Here is a 16,564-nt window from a genome sequence, read left to right as displayed (position 1 = left end):
CCGTCCGAAGCGTTGGAGCCGCCTGAAGCGCCGTGATATCGGAAAGGCGCAGTTCGGGAGTGCAGCATGTCCGCGCCGATCAAGATCCTGCTCCAGACCACCATTCCCCCAATCGTTGACGATTGGAACATCGCGCGCTTCTCGATGCTGCGCGATCACCTGGCCGGGCTGACCGGCGATGACGGCACGCCCGTCTTCGAAGTGACCGCGCGCGACCGCACCGCCCCCGGCGCGCCGGATCCGGTGCTCTCCACGCTCGACCGGTCGGACTATGCGGCGCTCTGGCTGTTCGCGGTCGATACCGGCGACGGGCTCACCGCCGAGGATTGCGCGGCGATCGGCCGCTTCCGCCAGAGCGGGCGCGGCCTGTTGGTGACGCGCGACCATATGGACCTGGGCTGCTCGGTCTGCTCGCTGGGCGGCGTGGGCGCGGCGCATTTCTTCCACAGCCACAATCCCGATCCCGAGGAAGACCGCCGCGTCGACGACGATCGCGAGACCGGCGACATCCGGTGGCCCAATTATCATTCGGGCGCGAACGGCGATTTCCAGGAGATCGCGATCCTCGGCGACGTCCATCCGGTGCTGCGCGACCCGGATGCGGCGGGCGGGCTGATCCGCTTCCTGCCCGCGCATCCGCACGAAGGCGCGGTCGGCGCGCCGGCGGACGATCCTTCGGCGCGGGTGGTGGCGATGGGCACCAGCAAGGCCAGCGGGCGCGCGTTCAACATCGCCATCGCCTTCGAGCCTTCGGAACAAGGCGGCCCGGCCTGGGCGGAATCGACCTTCCACCATTTCGCCGATTACAATTGGGATCCCGCCAAGGGCTGCCCCAGCTTCGTCGCCGAGGCGCCCGGCCACGGCCTTGCCGCTTCCCCGCAAGCGCAGGCCTCGGTCCGCAACTATGCGCGCAACCTGGCCTTGTGGCTGGCCGGCCGCCTGCCCATCGACGAGCGGGCCCGGCAGCGCGACCGCGAGCTGGACGAAGCGCTGAAGGAGACCTTTCCGGCCAGCGACCCGCCGGCGATCTACTGATCGCGCCAGGCCGCCAGCGCCGCGCGATAGGTGCGGCCGACCGGGATCGAAGTCCCGTCGACCAGTTCGATCGGCCCGCCCCGGTGCAGCGCCGCGACGCTTGCGCCGTTGACGGCGTGGCTGCGGTGCACCCGTATCAGATGGGGTTCCGCCATCCGCACGAGCGCGCCGAGATTGACGGTGACGAGCAGGTCGCGCCCATCGGCGAGATGGACGCGGCAATAATCGTCCTCGGCCTGCGCGCGCAGCAGGTCGCCGCTCGCGATGCGGTGCTGCACATTGCCGTGCGGCAGCGTCACATAGGGTGATGCGGCCGGCGCGGGTATCGGCGCTTCCACCGGGACCGCACGCCTAGGGAAGGCGATGGCGGCGAGGAAGGCCGCGGCCAGCAGGTAATAGCCGGAATCGAGAAAGCCCGGCACCAGCGACGACCAGAGCAGCGCCAGGCCATAGCCGCCCAGCAGCACCCGCATTCGCATCCGCCCCTGCCCGAATGCCGCGCACGCCAGCGCGGCGCCCGCGCCCGCGCGCAGCGCCCAGAGCGCCTTCGCATCCCAGGCCGGCAGCAACCATGCCCCGCCCACCGCGAGCGCTGTGACCACCACCAGCAGCATCCGCGCCCGCCGCCCCACCAGCGCGCCGGCCAGCCACGCCAGCAGCAGCGCGCCGATCCCCGCCAGCAGCGCCACCACGAAGAGCCGAGTCACCTGCCAGGGATAGGCATAGGTCAGCATCAGCTTCGAAGCCTCGGCCACTGCCTGCGCCAGCACGACGCCGGCCAGCAGCGCGGCCACGCGCCCGGTTCCGGCGAACAGCTGGAGCAGCAGGGCCGCCACCAGCAGCCCCAGGGCGACCAGCGTGGGCAGATAGGCGCGCAGCACGCCGCGCAGCGGCTCCTGCGGCGGGCCGACCGCGAGCCGGTGCACCGGCCGGCCGACCGGCACCCAGCGATGATGCGCGGAGAAGCGCACCTCGACCAGATTGTCGCCCGCGCGCAGCCGCTCCCAGGGCACCGGGACGCTTGCGGTGAACCTGCCGGGCACCTCATGCGCGCGATCCGGACCGACTCGGCCGTTGACGCCGATCACCGCGCCGTTCCACCGCACCTCGGCACTCGCCATCGCCGTCACCTCGACCGCCAGCGCCTCCGCACGCCGCGGATCCGCGATCCGCACCACGCGCCGCATCACCGTGACCGGCGCGGCGAGCGACGCGCCGGTCGGCGCGCCCCAGCCGCACGCGGCATTCGAGGGGCAGATCCACCATGCCGGCGCGGCCGTTCGCGGGGCCGGCACGGGCCGGGGCCAGGCCGCGATCCCGAGCGCGGCCAGCCCGGCAAGGAGCAGGAACAGCGCGATCAGCGATGCAGGGATGCGTTCACCGAGCGCCACGAACGTTCACCGATTGGCGGTGGCGATCCGGCGCCGCCGATCGCAGGAGTGGAGGGAACGCCCCATGCCCCGTTCCTGACGTTCGTGCCGGGATCGCGCAAGGGGCTCCCCAAGGGAGAATCGAGAAGTGGAGCATATCGATCGCCGCATGCTGATGGCCGGCATGATCCTGCTGCCCGTCGCCGCCCGCGCCGCGCGGCCCGGGGGCGGTGCGGAGCAGGCCGGGCTCGACGCGCTGGTGCGCAAATGGGCGGACGAGCAGGGCTTCCGGGGCCTGGTCGCGCTCGGCCGCAAGGGGCATGCGACCGCAAGCAGCGCCCAGGGCTTCGCCAATGTCGAGAAGCGCCTGCCGTTCGATCTCGACGTGCCGATGGCTATCGCCTCGATCTCCAAGCGGATCACGGCGGTGACGGTGATGCGGCTCGTCGAGCGCGGCCAATTGGCGCTCGACACCCCGATCGCCCGCTATCTTCCCGCCTATCGCAAGGACATCGGCGCGCAGGTGACGCTGCGCCACCTGCTCTCGAACAGCAGCGGCATCCCCAACCAGTTCGGCGCCGTGGTGCGCGCCCGGCCCGAGCTCTTCGGCAAGGACATGCCCACCAGCGAGGCGGTTTCCCTCTTCTCCTCGGGCGATCTCGTGTTCGCGCCCGGCACGCGCTTCGACTATGTGCTGACCAACTGGATCCTGGTGCTGGCGATCCTCGAGACGGTGTCCGGCACGCGGTTCCCGGATCTCGTCCGCAAGCTGGTCACCGCGCCGCTGCGCCTGGGCGCCACCCGCCTGGAGCAGCTCGGCGATTCGATTTCCTACCGCACGCTCGATCCGCCCACCGTCTGGGCCTCCCCCACACCCGACTATCTCGCGGCCAGCGCCGGCTTCTGGTGCACGGGGCGCGACCTGATGCGGTTCGGCCATCGGGTCTATGGCACGTCCTTCCTCGCGGCCGATTCGCGCCGCGCGCTCACCACGATCGAAGTGGCGTCCGATCACTATGCGCTCGGCGGCCGCGTCCGCGAAGTGACGATCGCGGGGAAGAACGTGCGCTGCGCCTGGGACACCGGCAATCGCGCAGGCTATCGCTCGGTGCTCGGCCACCGGCTCGACGGCAGGGGCACGGTGGTGGTGCTCAACAACACCGGCTATTCGCAGAAGACGATGGACGAAGTCGCCGAAGCGGCACTCCGCCTTCAGGCCGGATAGCCGGGTGCCTTCCCCCGGCACACCCCGCCGGGGGAAGGCATGGAATCACGGCGCCTCGTCGGCGTCGATCACGCCATTGTGGTTGGCATCGGCCTTGTCGAACTTGGCGAGATCCTCCGCCGCCAACTCCGCGGCGCTGACATAGCCGTCGCCATCGGTGTCGAGCCGCTTCAGGCGACGATCGACCTTGGCCTGGTCCATCGTCTCGCCGCGCTTCTCCGCCGACTTGGTCATGAAGGCGAGCAGTTCGGCAGGGCTGCCCTTGCCGTCGCCATTGGTGTCGAGGCCCTTGAACTTCTTCGCCGAGGCCGCCTGGGCCTCCGCCCGGGTCTGGCCGGCCTTCTGGGCAAGCGCCTGGCCGGAAACCAGCAACGCCGCGACGGCGATGGCGATCTTCACATTCTTCATGACGTCCACTCTCCTTGCATGCTGATATCGTGATCAGAACCGGAAGCCGGCGCTGGCGCGGGCGCCGACGCTCGAGCCGCCGCCGCCCGTCTCGCCGCGCACGCCCAGGCCGAGCACGAGGCGGCCGACATTGGTCGCGGCGTCGAGCCGGCCGGCCAGCGTCGTCCTGCCGAACTGCCCGCCGCTCGCGGTGAAGCCGTTGCCGGTGTCGATGAACCGGAACATCCGCCGGGTCTCCGGATCGTCGATATAGGAGCGCCCGCCAATGTCGCCGGTCAGCGTCACGCCGCCCATCTTCGCGGTGCCGCGCAGGCCATAGCTGGCCAGGCTGGTGGTCGTCCGCGCCTTGCCGGCGAGCAGCGCCGCCGCGCCGCCCCATTCCTGCGCCCGGTCGAACGTCGTCGCGTTCACGCTCGCCCCCAGATAGGGGCCGACGCGCGCGTCCTTCCCCAGCGGCGCGAGATAGGCCAGCTCGCCGAACGCAGTATAGCCATGGCCGTCATCGGCGCCGCTCAGCCGGTTGGCCAGGCCGCCAAAGGCCACCCGGCGATCGGTCGAGAAGGTGTTCGACGAATAGCCGAGGCCGCCGGCGAAACGCAGGCCGTGCAGCGTATAGCCGAAATAGGCGAAGGCCGAATTGCTCACCAGCTTGCCGTCGCTGGCGCGCGCATCCAGGCTGATATCGTTGCTGGCATAGCGATAGGAGAAGCCGTAGCGCAGATTGTCGCCGGTCATCTCGATGCCGCCCGAGAGCACCCGGCGGTTCGATTCGATCCCGGCCAGGCCGCCGCGCGCGCCGGCCTTGAGCTGGCCGATATCCCCCGCCATCCACAGCGTCCGCTTCTGTTCGCGCGGCCCGTCGATCCGGCCGATCAGCTCGCGCGCCGCATCATGCCCGTCGCGCGCCGCCACGGTCATGCCCGCCGCGAACACTTCGCCCGAAAGCTGGTCGAAGGCGCCGCGCGCATCGCCGGCGTTCAGGCCGATCACCGCATCGAACACCCCGCCCGAACTCTGCGCGCCGACCGCCGCGGCAACCGCCACCTGGTTCGGCGTCTGCGCCACCGCGCCCAGGCTGACGTCGTTGCGCAGCAGGCGAAGCTGCACGCTGGCCGCGTTGTAGACCAGCGAGGGCGTGAGGAAGGCGAGGTCGGTGACGACGCTGCCGAACGTTCCCGTCACGCTCGATCCGGAGAGGATGGTATAGGTGGTGAGCGGCAGGAAGTTGGCCTGTCCCCCGGTCAGCACCGAGACGGCGCCGCCGTTGATCGTCACCGCCCCGGTGGCGACGATCTGGTCCGAGAGCCCGGCGGGCGACACTTCGACCTGATAGGTCGAGCCCGCCGCGAAGGTCAGGCCGCCGTTCACGTTGAGCGTGCCGATCGAGTTGCCCGGCGCCACGATGCCGGAGACGGTGAGCGCGCCGACCCGGCCCGAGCCGCCGATGCGGCCGGTCGCGCCGATCGTCACCGATCCGGCGAGCGAGCCGTTCACCACCAGCAGGCCGTCATTGATCGTCGTCGAGCCGGTATAGGTGTTGGCGCCGTTCAGCGTCAGCGTGCCGGCGCCCGACTTGACCAGGCGGCCGGTGCCGGAGAGCACGCCCGAATAGGCGGATGCCCCCGTGCTGTTCACGGTCAGCACCGCGCTGCCGAGCGCGACGCCGCCGTCGCCGGCCAGGCCGCCCACGGTGGTCGCGAAGTTTGCCAGGTTGACCGCGCCCGGCGCCGTCACGGTGAGCGTGCCGGTGCCGAAGGCATTGGCGACGCCGGCCGTCAGCGTGCCGCCGGTCACCGTGGTGCCGCCCGAATAGGTGTTGGCCCCGCCCAGCGTGAGCGTGCCGCTGCCCGATTTCACGAAGCTGCCGGTGCCGCTGATCACGCCGGTGAAGCTGCTGGTCGTGCCGATGCCGGCGGCGAGCGAACCGCTGCCGAGCAGGATGCGGCCCGCGCCGCTCAGGCCCGAGACCGACGCGGCGCCGCCATTGACGTCCAGCGTCGCCCCGCTCGCGACGCTGAGCGCGCCGCCGCCGATGGTGCCGCCGTCGAGCCGCAGCGTGCCGGCCGAAACCGTCGTCCCCCCGGCATAATTGTTCGCGCCGGCCAGGGTGAAGGTGCCGCTGCCCGCCTTGGTGAGCCCGCCGCTGCCGCTGATCACGCCCGCATAGCGCGTGTCCGCATTGCCGCCGCCGGTGGTGAGGCCGCCGCCCGAAAGCGTCACGCGGCCATCGCCCGCCAGGCTGGCAATGGTCTGCGCGGCGGCGAGATCGAGCGTCGCGCCCGCCGCGATCGTCACGTTGGTGCCGCCGGGCAGCGCGCCGCCCACGCCCGCGCGCAGCGTGCCGCCCGCGATGGTGGTGGCGCCCGCATAGCTGTTGGCGCCGCCCAGGATCAGCGTGCCGCCGTCCAGCTTGTTGATCCCGCCGGTGCCGCCGATCCCCGCGCCGATGGTCGCGCTCACGCCCGGGTCGACGCGGATATTGGTCTGCGCATCGGCCAGGCTCAGGCTGCCCGTGCCCGCGGCGATCACATAGCCGTCGGTCATGAACTGCATGCCGGTCACGCTGATCGCACCGTCGACGGTGACGGTGCCCGCCGCGCCCTGGAACACGGCGAAGCGGCCGCCCCAGCTGTCGTTCACCGTGCCGTTCGCGTTGGTCCAGTTGGTGCGCGTGCTGGTCCAGCTGCCCGAACCGCCACCGACCGCGCCGTTCGCGGTGGTGCCGGTGCCGTCCCAGAACTGAATCTCCGGGACGATATTGTCATAGACCAGGTTGACCTGGTGCCCGACCGAGGTCTGCAGGTTGATGTGCGGTGCATTCGCCCCCGCCGGCAGCGTGCCGATCGTCAGCCCATTGTCGGTGAGCGCGCCGCTATAATCGATCAGGCGATAGACGCCGACGCCGAAGCCGCCGAGATCGGTGACGTTCAGCGTGCCGTCGAGCGTGAGGTTGCCATTGACCTGGATGCGGTCGCTCGCGCCCGCCAGGTTCGGCGCGCCCAGCCCCATGTCGAGCACCGAGCCCGCGGACAGGATCAGCCCGCCGGTAGAGAGCGTTCCCGCGCCCGCGCCGCCGGCGGCGAGATGCGCACCGTCGGCGATCGTCACCACGCCCGCCGCGCTGCCCGAGCCGGAAAGCGTCGCGCCGCCGGCAACATTGACCGCGCCCGCAACGCTGCCGTCGAGCTGGAGCGTGCCGGCGTTCACCTGGGTCGCGCCGAGATAGGCATTGGCGCCGCCGAGCGTCAGCGTGCCGCTGCCGGTCTTGGTCAGGCCGCCATTGCCGCTGGCGGTGCCGGTGAAGCTGTCATTCGTGTTGAGCCCGCCAGCGGTCAGGTTCGCGCCGAGCAGCACGCTGCCCGCGCCGTTCAGGCCGCCCACAATCTGGTTCGCGCGGACGTCCAGCGTGGCGCCGGCGGCGACCGAGACGTTGCTCGTCGCCGGCAGCGCGCCGCCGTTCAGCGCCACCAGCGTGCCGCCCTGGACATTGGTCGCCCCGGCATAGCCGTTCGCGCCGGTGAGGATCAGCGTGCCGGCATCGTTCTTGATCAGGCCGCCGGTGCCGCCGATCGCCGCGCCGATCGTGGCGGTCAGGCCCGGGTCGACGCGGATATTGGTGAGCGCGGTGTTGGTGGTCAGCGTGCCGGTGCCGGCGGCGATCACATAGCCATCGGCCATGAACTGCGCGCCGGTGAACAGGATCGCGTCGTCCACCGTCACCGTGCCCGCCGCGCCGCCGAACACGCCGAACGCGCTCGCCCAGCTGGTGTTGTTGGTGCCGGCCGCGTCGGTCCAGTTGGGGAAGCCGTTGGTCCAGCTGCCGGCGCCGCCCTGGGCCACGCCGTCGCCCGAATTGTCGGTGCCGTCCCAGAACTGGATCGTGGCCGCCGCCGGGGTGCCATAGACCAGATTCACCTGGGTCGCGACCGAAGTCTGGATGGTCATCAGGCCGCCATTGGCGCCGGCCGGCACGCCGCCGATCACCAGGCCGTTGTCGGTGAGCGCGCCGCTATAGTTGATCAGCCGGTAGACGCCTTCGCCGAAGCCGCCGACGTCGTGCACGTTGAGCGTGCCGTCCAGCGTGAGGTTGCCGTTCACCTGGATGCGATCGCCGGTGCCGGGAGCGGCAAGGTCGTAGTTCAGCACCGAGCCGGCGGACAGGATCAGCCCGCCGGTGGTGAGCGTGCCGACGCCGCCATTGCCCGGCGCAAGCGTGGCGCCCGAAGCGTCGAGCACGCCGCTCACCTGCCCCGCGCCGGAAAGGGTGGTGCCGGCCGCCATGGTCACCGCGCCAGACCAGAGGCCGGAAAGCGCGACGCCGCCGCCGTTGATGGCGAGCACGCCGTTGGTGGTGTTCTGGCCCGACAGGGTCAGCGTGCCGCCGCCCAGCTTGGTGAGGCCGCCGCCAATGCCCGCGACGCCGCTGTTAAGCCCGCGGACGACGCCCGAGAAGATCGTGTCGCCGCCAAGCCCGCCGGTGGTGAGCGTCGCGCCGACGTTGCGGCCGGTATCCACCGTGCCGCTACCCGAAAGATTGCCGATCGTCTGGTTGTAGCCGATCAGGGTGCTGCTGCCCGAGCCGTCGACCCCGTTCAGGTCGAGCGTGCCGCCGCTGCCCAGGGTCACCGCCGAATTGGCCGAGAAGCTGTTGGCGAGCAGGCCGGTGCGCAGCATGCCGGTGCCGCTGACGATCGTGTCGCCGGAATAGCTGTTGGCGGTGGTCAGCGTCAGGTTGCCGCTATTGACCAGCTGCAGGCCGCCGGCACCGCTGATTGCGCCAGCGGTCTGCAGGTTGCGCGTGCGGTTGTAGATCAGCGTGCCGTTGTTGAGGATCGTGCCGCTCACCGAGCCGCCGCTGCTGGTGTCGTAATCGTCGAAGCGCAGCGTCGCGCCGGCAGCGATGGTCGCGCCGTTCGCCAGCGTCTGGCTGTTGATGATGCCCCAGGTGCCGCCCTGGACGTTCAGCGTCTCGAAATAGCTCGCGTTCACCAGCACCTGCGAACCGGTGCCGGTGAGGTTGAGGATGTCGGTAACGGTGGCGCCGGCGACCGGATCGCCGTTCCAGCCCATGAGGTTGCCGTTGATCGTCGCGCCGGTCTCCACCGTCAGCGTGTTGGTGACGTTGGTGTTGGTGGCCGGCGCGCCGCCAAAGGTCACGGCGTTGGTGGAAGCGCCGGTGGTGGTGCTGCCCGCCGCCAGCGTCACGTTGTTGACCGTGTTCAGGCCAAGGTTGATGCGGATTGCCTCGCGCCCCAGGGGGCTGGAGCCGCTGCTGACGCCGCCATTGGCGCTGCCGCTGATCGTGCCGCGATTGACGATCGTGGTATTGCCCGTGCCGAACACGCCGAACGCGCCGGTGATCACGCCCGTCGCCTCGTTGGTGAGGACCAGCGTGCCGCCATTATGGCCGCGCACGCCCTCGCCCTGGCTGGAGGGCGCGCCGTTGAGCAGGCCGGTGCCGGTGATCGTGCCGGCATTGGTGATCGTGGTCGTGCCGCTGCTCTGGATACCCTGCGCGCCGGTGATCGCGCCGCCCGCCTGATTGTTCAGCACCAGGCTGGCCGAGGCCAGGCTGAACTCGATGCCCTGCGGCGCGGCGCCGGAAAAGGCCGTGCCCTGGGAGAAGCTGAGGATCGTGCCGGAATTGGTGATGGTGACCACGCCCGTGTCGGGGCCGGTATCGCCGGTCGAGGCTTCGGCGAAGCGGATCGCGTCGTTGTTGGCGCGGATGATGCCGGTATTCACGATCGTCGCCGTGCGATCGAGCGTCCCGGCGGGCGCGCTGTTGATCCCGCGCCCGGCACCGGTGGCATCGGTCGATTCGATCGTGCCGTTGTTGGTGACGACGACGCCGGTGCCCGTGCTCCCGCCGTTGATGTTGATCGCCTGGCTGGTGCCGGCGGGCGTCGAGATCGTGCCGGTAGCCGCCACCGTCACCGTGCCGGAGCCGCTGACGTTCACGTTGGACGTGCGCGTCGTTCCGGCGCCGATGGTGGTGTTCTGCGCATAGGCGGTGCCGGGCAGCGCCACGAAGCAGGCCGAAAGGAGCAGGCGCGTGCGCATGCTGCGGGCGCGGATCGAAATGGTCATGAGTCTTCCTCCCCATCGCGGCGTCTTCGGCCGCATCGGTCGTCGCCAGTCGCCTGGCTGCTGGTGATTTCGTCAGGGCCCGCGCCGCAGGCGCCGGCCCCCGCCGCCCCCCGGCGGCGGCGTGTCGGCTAGGCCGGCGTCCGCATCGTCGCTTGCACTCCCATCGCGCACCTCTCTGCTCGTTTCCGGCTCTTCCCGGCCTGGACGGACCGGTTGCGGAATTATGGGGGATAAGGCCCGATCCACAATCCGGAGTCAATAGAATGGTTAGTCCAGAAATATCATACTGGTCCGGTTATACTGCGGACAATATTGCTTGCCATTGGTTCGCGCCATTAGCGGCAACCCGCAATGACACCTGCGGCCGCATACGTGCGCCCCACGAAGCGCATGGCCGCGTGTGGTCAGGCCAGTCGTCGCCCAGCCGCTCTCGATTGTCCGAAGCATTTTACCCAAAGCCGTCCGGAGACGGCGCCGCCCGCTAGGGCCCCGGGCGATTATCTTTCGCGCGTTTCAGCATCCCAACCTCTCCCCGTACCGGCATTTGTCTGTCAGATGATCTTGGTTACCGGTGTCATACCAATAGGGCGTAGTTTTACGCAGGAGTCAAGAGACTGGTCAGGCCAACCCTGGGACAGGAGCACGCGCCATCGCGCGCGGCAGGCGCGACAGGGTCCGAAGGCCGGGGGAAACGCGCCGCGGCGCGCAGCTCAGCTCAGCTGCGCGCTGATCAGGAAGCGGTTGCGGCTGGCCTCGGCCTTGCGGCGGAGCTCGAGGATCTCGCGCTCTTCCGAGGCCTTCAGCATCGCCTCGAGCAGGCGGCTGAAATGCTTGCGCATCGCCGTGCGCGCCGCCGCCGAATCGCGCTTCTTCAGCGCCTCGAGCACGGCGGCGTGCTCGTCGTGGCGGCTGTCCTCGTCCTTGCCGCAGACCGAGGCGTGGAGCGCGCAGATCTCCGGAATCTCGGTGCGCATCCGCCACAGGCTGTTGATCACGAACATGATCGCCTGGTTGCCCGAGGCGCTGGCGATGGTGAGGTGGAAGGCGCGGTCCGCCTCGGTGGCGGCGGCGCTGCCCTCCTCCGCCTCGTCCATAGCGGCCACCAGCGATTCCAGCACCTGGATCTGCTCGTCGCTGATCGTCGGCGCGGCCAGCGCGGCCGCTTCCGATTCGAACAGCGAGCGCGCCTCGGTCAGCTCGAACGCGCTCACCGCCGGCAGCGCGCCCGCCCCCTGCTCGCCCCGATCGCAGACATAGACGCCCGAACCGGTCTTGATCCGCACCAGCCCCTGGGCTTGCAGCGCGATCTCGGCCTCGCGGATCGTGACGCGGCTCACCCCCAGCCGCTCCGCCATCTCGCGCTCGCCGGGCAAGCGGGAGCCGGGAGGGAAAGTGCCCTCCGCGATCATCGCCGCGATACGCTCGGCGATATCCTGGAAGAGACGGCGTTCAGCCATGTGGATCCTCGATCAGCTTGGTCTATCCCCCAGCAATGCCCCAGACCGCCCGCATTTGGAATAGGCAATTGGTCCGCACCGCTGCCCGCGCCCAGATCAGCGCAGGCGGACGCGGAAGCTCAGGAAATATTGCGGCCCGTAATATTCGACGTTCCGGGTGCTGCCGACGACCGGCATATACTCGACTCGCGGCGCGTTGAAGAGATTGAGCGCCTGGAAGCGGATATCGGCGACCTTGTTGATCCGATAACTCAGGTTCGCGTCGAACGTGTTGTTGCCCTCGACGTAGCGCAGCTGGGTATTGTCGCTGGTGAACGCCTGATAATAGCGCGAGCGATAGCGATAGATGCCCTGGAGCGAGATCGGCCCGATCTCGTAGAAGGCCTGGGCCGAGAAGACGTGCTTCGAATAGCCGCTCAGCCCCGCCGGCGGGATCAGCCCGGGGATCAGATTGCCCGTCGCGCTGTCCACCACGTCGCCATAGCGGATGTCCTGGGTCTTGTAGTTCGACCAGGCGTAATTGTAGCTCAGCTTCACGCCCAGCCCGTCGAGCGGATGCGGCAGCCAGCTGAACCGGTTCGAGGCAGTGATCTCCAGGCCGTAGAGATCGGCCTTGTCGTTGCTGTTCGCCGTCTGGGTGACGGGCACGGCATAGTCCTGGCCGCCGATCGTGAAATTCTCGTCGGTGGTGATCGGGATCTTCCCGCCGCTGAAGCGCTTGTAATAGGCGGTCGCGGCGAACAGCGTGTCCTTGTTGGCATAATATTCGAACGCCAGATCGCCGTTCCACGACATGGTCGGCTTCAGCCGCGGGCTGCCGGTGGCGATGATCGAGTTGATCGCGTCGGTAACCGAAGTGAAGCCGTTGCCCACCTCGAGCGTGATGGTCCGCCCGGCCCCCAGCGCGCTCGGCGCGGGGCGCGACATGGCGCGATAGATGCCCGCGCGCACCCGCATCCTGGGCGCGACGTCGAAGATCGCGTTGACGCTGGGCAGCCAGCGCATCGTGCCCGCGGTGATCCTGGTATCGGTGAAGCTGCCATTGGCGCGCAGCGAGATCGTGCCGTCGCTGTTGTTGATCACGTCCAGCCCCGAGCGCAGGCCCCGGGCGGTCACTTGCGTGTGCACGCCGCGCACGCCGAAATTGCCGCGCACCGGGATGCCGGCGAACCGCCCCGAATAGGTCGCCATCGCATAGCCGGCCCAGGTCTCTTCGGTGACGTCCGAATTCTCCACGGCGCGCAGGTCGCCGCTGTTGCCCGGGTCCTCGGTTCCCAGATAGTTGCGGAACTGGCAGAGCACGTCGAAAGTGGCGTAGCCGGCGATCCCGCGGCTCGGCGCGTCGGCGAAGAAATTGCGCTCGGGAAAGGGCGTGCGGCAGGCCAGGTTCACCCTGCGGTCCACCGCCAGGTCGTTCTGGTCGATGTTCACGTCGTTGCTGTAGCCGAAGAATTTCCGCTTGGCCCAGCGCCCGCCGATATCGATCCGCTCGAGGAAGCCGTCCAGCTTGTAGCTCGCGTCGAGCCGGGCCGAATGGATCTCGTCGTCGCGGCCGTCCTGCGAGCGGGTCAGGCGGGCATCGTCGCTGAACACGTCATGGTCGGTCGGGTCGAAGCGCGGATCATAGGCGAAGGCCGGCAGGAAGCTCTGCGTGAAGTCGACATGATAGGGGATGCGCTGGTTGTTGATCGGCGTGCGCACGCCATAGATGTCGAACGGATCGGTGCGCAGGCGGACCTGGCGGGTGATGTCGAGCCGCGTCGTGTGCGAATAGCCGAAATCGGCCGTCACGGTGAGCCGATCGGCCGGCTTCCATTCCACATTGCCGCCAAAGCCCAGATATTTCTCGTCGCGCTGGAACAGGCCCGACACCGTCTGCATCGTCGCCGAGCCATCGGCCGAGAGCAGCTGGTGGTTGTCGCCGATCACCACGTTGTGGAGGTTGTAGCGCCCCTCGGCGGTGCCGAAATCATTGCGCTGCTCGCTATATTGGCGCCGCGAATATTGCAGGTCGAGATTGACGTCGATCGTCGGGCTCGGCTGCCATTGCACCGCGCCGAACACCGCGTTGCGCAGGTCCGATGTGATCATCTGGCGATAGAGATACGAATTGGAGGCATGATAATAGGGCGTGCCCGCATTGCCCTGCTGGCGCGTCACTTCGGTGCAGTTGGCGGTGGAGACCAGCGCGGCGTTGCAGGTGAACCAGGTCGTGCTGGTGTAGAAGCGCTCCACCGGATCGTTCACGTCGTTGCGCTGATAGCCGATCGAGATGCCGAGCCTGCCCAGCGCGCCGATATCGAACTGGTCGATATAGCTGGCCGTCGCCCGGTAGCCATAGGGGCTGCGGCCGGCGATCCGGTCCTGATAGGGGTTGAGGTTGCCCTTGATCTCGGCCTGGACCTGGCGGCGCTTGTGGTCGAGCGGCTTGCGGGTCTCGAGCTCGATCAGGCCGGCCACGCCGCCCTCGATCAGGTCCGCCTGCTGCGTCTTGTAGATCTTGATCGCGTTGAACAGCTCGGACGGGAACTGGCCGAAATTCACTGCCCGGTCGCCCGAGCCGTTGGTCGCCTCGCGCCGGTTCAGCGTCGTCATGCTCAGGCCCGAGCCGAGGCCGCGGATCGAGACTTCGGTGGGACCGTAATTGGCGCGGTCGATCGAGGCGCCGGTGATCGTCGCGATCACCTCGCCGACCGACTGGCCGGGCAGCTCGCCGATCTCCTTCGAGGACACCGCATCGACGATCGCATCCGCATTGCGCTTGGACTGGATCGAAGTCTGGATCGTCTCGCGGATGCCGGTGACGATGATCCGGTCTTCCTGGCTCTGCTCCGCCTGGGGCGTGTCCGCCGGCGCGGGGGCGCCGTCCTGAGCCCGGGCCGGCACCACCGCCAGCGCCGCGGCGACCGACACGCCCGCCAGCAATAGCGCGCGAGCGCGCGCACGCGCCCGGATCGAGACCATAGCCATTCGAATCCTCCCCGATTGTATTCTTATACCAATTCTATGGACCTGTGGTTCGAATGATGTCAATGTTATCTTGATACCAATTATCCAATCCGCTTAGTGCGACATCGCGAAACGGGATAGGAGGATTGGATGGCAACCGGACCGGCCAGAAGCGGACCAGCGCGAGTCATCGGCTTTGGCGAAGTGCTCACCCGGCTTGCGACACAGGGCCGGATCCAGCTGCCCCAGGCGCGCAGCCTCGACCTGCATGTCGGCGGGGCGGAGGCCAATGTCGTCGCCGCGCTGGCCGCGCTCGGGCACCGCGCGGCGCTGATCTCGGCGCTCCCGCATGGCGGTCTTGGCGACGGCGCCTGGCGTGCGCTCGCGGCGGCGGGCGTGGACCTGGCCCCCTGTTTCCGCGCGCCCGGCCGCCAGGGCCTGTACTTCCTCAGCCCCGGCGGGTCGCTGCGCGCATCCGAGATCCTCTACGATCGCGCCGGCAGCGCTTTCGCGGCGCAGGACTGGTCCGCGTTCGACTGGGCCGCGGCGTTCGCGGGCGCCGAATGGCTTCATGTCTCGGGCATCACGCCTGCGCTCGGCCCCGCGCTCGCCGCCGCCACCGGCGCGGCGATGGCCGCCGCGCGGGCCGCCGGCATGCGCGTGTCGTTCGACGGCAATTATCGCGCGCGCCTGTGGGAGCGCTGGGACGGCGATCCACGCACCATCCTGGCCGGCCTCGTCCGCCGGGCCGACCTGTTCTTCGCTAACCACCGCGACATGACGCTATTGCTCGACCGGCCCTTCTCGGGCGATGGCGAGGCGCGCCGGCGCGAGGCTGCGCTGGCCGGGTTCGCGGCCTTCCCCAATCTCGGATGGATCGCCTCCACTACCCGCCAGGTCGAGGCCAGCGACTGCCACCGCCTCGCCGCCCGCATCGACACGCCCGATGCCGGCTTCCAGACACGGGAAGTGACGATGCCCGGCATCGTCGACCGGATCGGCGGCGGCGACGCCTTCGCGGCGGGGGTGCTGCACGGGCTGCTCGACGGCGTCTCGGCACCCCGGGCCGCCGAGCTGGGCCTTGCGCTGGCCTGCCTCAAGCACAGCGTGCCGGGCGACATGGCGCTGTTCTCCCGCGCCGAGGTGGAGGGCTTTTCGGGCGAAGGCGCGGACGTGCGGCGCTGACCGTGCTTCGGAAGCTAGAACCACCGCCAGATCGGGTTCGCCGGATCGGCCAGCAGCTTCACGGTCAGTGCCGCCGAGAGCAGCACGAGCAGCGGCCGCACGCCGCGCCCGCCATAGCGGATCGCCAGCCGCGCGCCGATCTGGTTGCCGGCCATGTTCGCCAATGCCATCGCGATGCCGAGCCCCCAGAGCAGCTTGCCGCCCGCGATCATCGCGAGCAGCCCGGCAAGGTTGGTCGAGAGGTTGAGGAACTTGGTGTTGCCGATCGCGCGGACCAGCCCCAGCCCCGCCAGCGCGACCAGCACTGTGGTGAAGAACGAGCCCGTGCCCGGCCCGAAGAACCCGTCGTAGAAGCCGATGCCGGTGACGATCAGCGTGAGCCCCGCCGGCCCGATCCGGGCATGGCGATCGGCCTCGCTCATCCGCGGCGCGAGCAGGAAATAGAGCCCCATCAGGATCAGGAGCACCGGCACGAAGGCAGTGAGGAACGAGGGGTTCATGAACTGCAGCGTCGTCGCCCCCGCCGCCGCGCCGGCAAAGGCGCCGCAGGCGGGCACGGCGAAGCGGCGGAAGTCGACATGGCCGGCACGGGCATAGGTGAACAGCGCCGATCCGGTGCCGCAGGCGCTGGCCAGCTTGTTGGTGGCGATCGCGGAGACCGGCGGGATGCCCGCCGCCATCAGCGCCGGCAGCGAGATCAGCCCGCCGCCGCCCGCCATCGCGTCGATCGTGCCGGCGAGCAGCGCCATGGTGACGAGGAAGGCGAGGATGTCGGGCGTAAGGTGCATCGCCAGCCCGATAGGACAGGTGCGTCCGGCGAAAAAGAGGGGCGCGGCCGAGGGAGT

At 69.4% G+C, this 16,564-nt stretch carries 9 protein-coding genes; 3 read left to right on the top strand and 6 right to left on the bottom strand.

The features are described from left to right. The first annotated feature begins 66 nt into the window (after positions 1-66). Complete coding sequence (locus CAP40_RS16000; RefSeq protein ID WP_218822165.1) at positions 67-1,035, top strand: hypothetical protein; 969 nt, start codon at positions 67-69, stop codon at positions 1,033-1,035. On the opposite strand, the gene CAP40_RS15995 is transcribed toward CAP40_RS16000, so the two are convergent. Beyond that, complete coding sequence (locus CAP40_RS15995) at positions 1,029-2,426, bottom strand: LytTR family DNA-binding domain-containing protein (RefSeq protein WP_086130554.1); 1,398 nt, start codon at positions 2,424-2,426, stop codon at positions 1,029-1,031. The genes CAP40_RS16000 and CAP40_RS15995 overlap by 7 nt on opposite strands. 127 nt (positions 2,427-2,553) lie before the next feature. On the opposite strand from CAP40_RS15995, the gene CAP40_RS15990 reads away from it, so the two are divergent. Continuing rightward, a complete protein-coding gene (locus CAP40_RS15990) occupies positions 2,554-3,630 on the top strand; it encodes a serine hydrolase (protein ID WP_086130553.1) in 1,077 nt (358 codons plus the stop codon). A 45-nt stretch (positions 3,631-3,675) separates the two neighbouring features. Here the strand turns inward: CAP40_RS15990 and CAP40_RS15985 are convergent, their stop codons facing one another. From CAP40_RS15985 to CAP40_RS15970, 4 genes are all read right to left on the bottom strand, one after another. Further along, complete coding sequence (locus CAP40_RS15985) at positions 3,676-4,038, bottom strand: EF-hand domain-containing protein (protein WP_086130552.1); 363 nt, start codon at positions 4,036-4,038, stop codon at positions 3,676-3,678. Between the two features lie 33 nt (positions 4,039-4,071). Continuing rightward, positions 4,072-10,128, bottom strand: coding sequence for an autotransporter-associated beta strand repeat-containing protein (locus CAP40_RS15980; RefSeq protein WP_179188274.1), 6,057 nt, complete (start codon positions 10,126-10,128; stop codon positions 4,072-4,074). A gap of 710 nt (positions 10,129-10,838) precedes the next feature. Next, positions 10,839-11,585 (bottom strand): FadR/GntR family transcriptional regulator, encoded by a 747-nt coding sequence (locus CAP40_RS15975; protein WP_086130550.1) that lies wholly within the window; start codon positions 11,583-11,585, stop codon positions 10,839-10,841. Between the two features lie 96 nt (positions 11,586-11,681). Beyond that, positions 11,682-14,555, bottom strand: a complete 2,874-nt coding sequence (locus CAP40_RS15970) for a TonB-dependent receptor (protein WP_086130549.1) — start codon at positions 14,553-14,555, stop codon at positions 11,682-11,684. A gap of 129 nt (positions 14,556-14,684) precedes the next feature. Here CAP40_RS15970 and CAP40_RS15965 point away from each other — a divergent pair, with 129 nt between their 5' ends. Further along, the gene (locus tag CAP40_RS15965; protein ID WP_086130548.1) at positions 14,685-15,719 is read left to right on the top strand and encodes a sugar kinase; all 1,035 of its coding nucleotides are present in this window, start codon (positions 14,685-14,687) and stop codon (positions 15,717-15,719) included. 14 nt (positions 15,720-15,733) lie between these two features. Here the strand turns inward: CAP40_RS15965 and CAP40_RS15960 are convergent, their stop codons facing one another. After that, positions 15,734-16,507 (bottom strand): TSUP family transporter, encoded by a 774-nt coding sequence (locus tag CAP40_RS15960; RefSeq protein ID WP_086130547.1) that lies wholly within the window; start codon positions 16,505-16,507, stop codon positions 15,734-15,736. Between the last annotated feature and the right edge of the window lie 57 nt (positions 16,508-16,564).

Source organism: Sphingomonas sp. IBVSS2 (assembly GCF_002127225.1).
GTDB lineage: Bacteria > Pseudomonadota > Alphaproteobacteria > Sphingomonadales > Sphingomonadaceae > Sphingomonas.
This window is presented reverse-complemented; position numbering and strand designations above follow the sequence as displayed.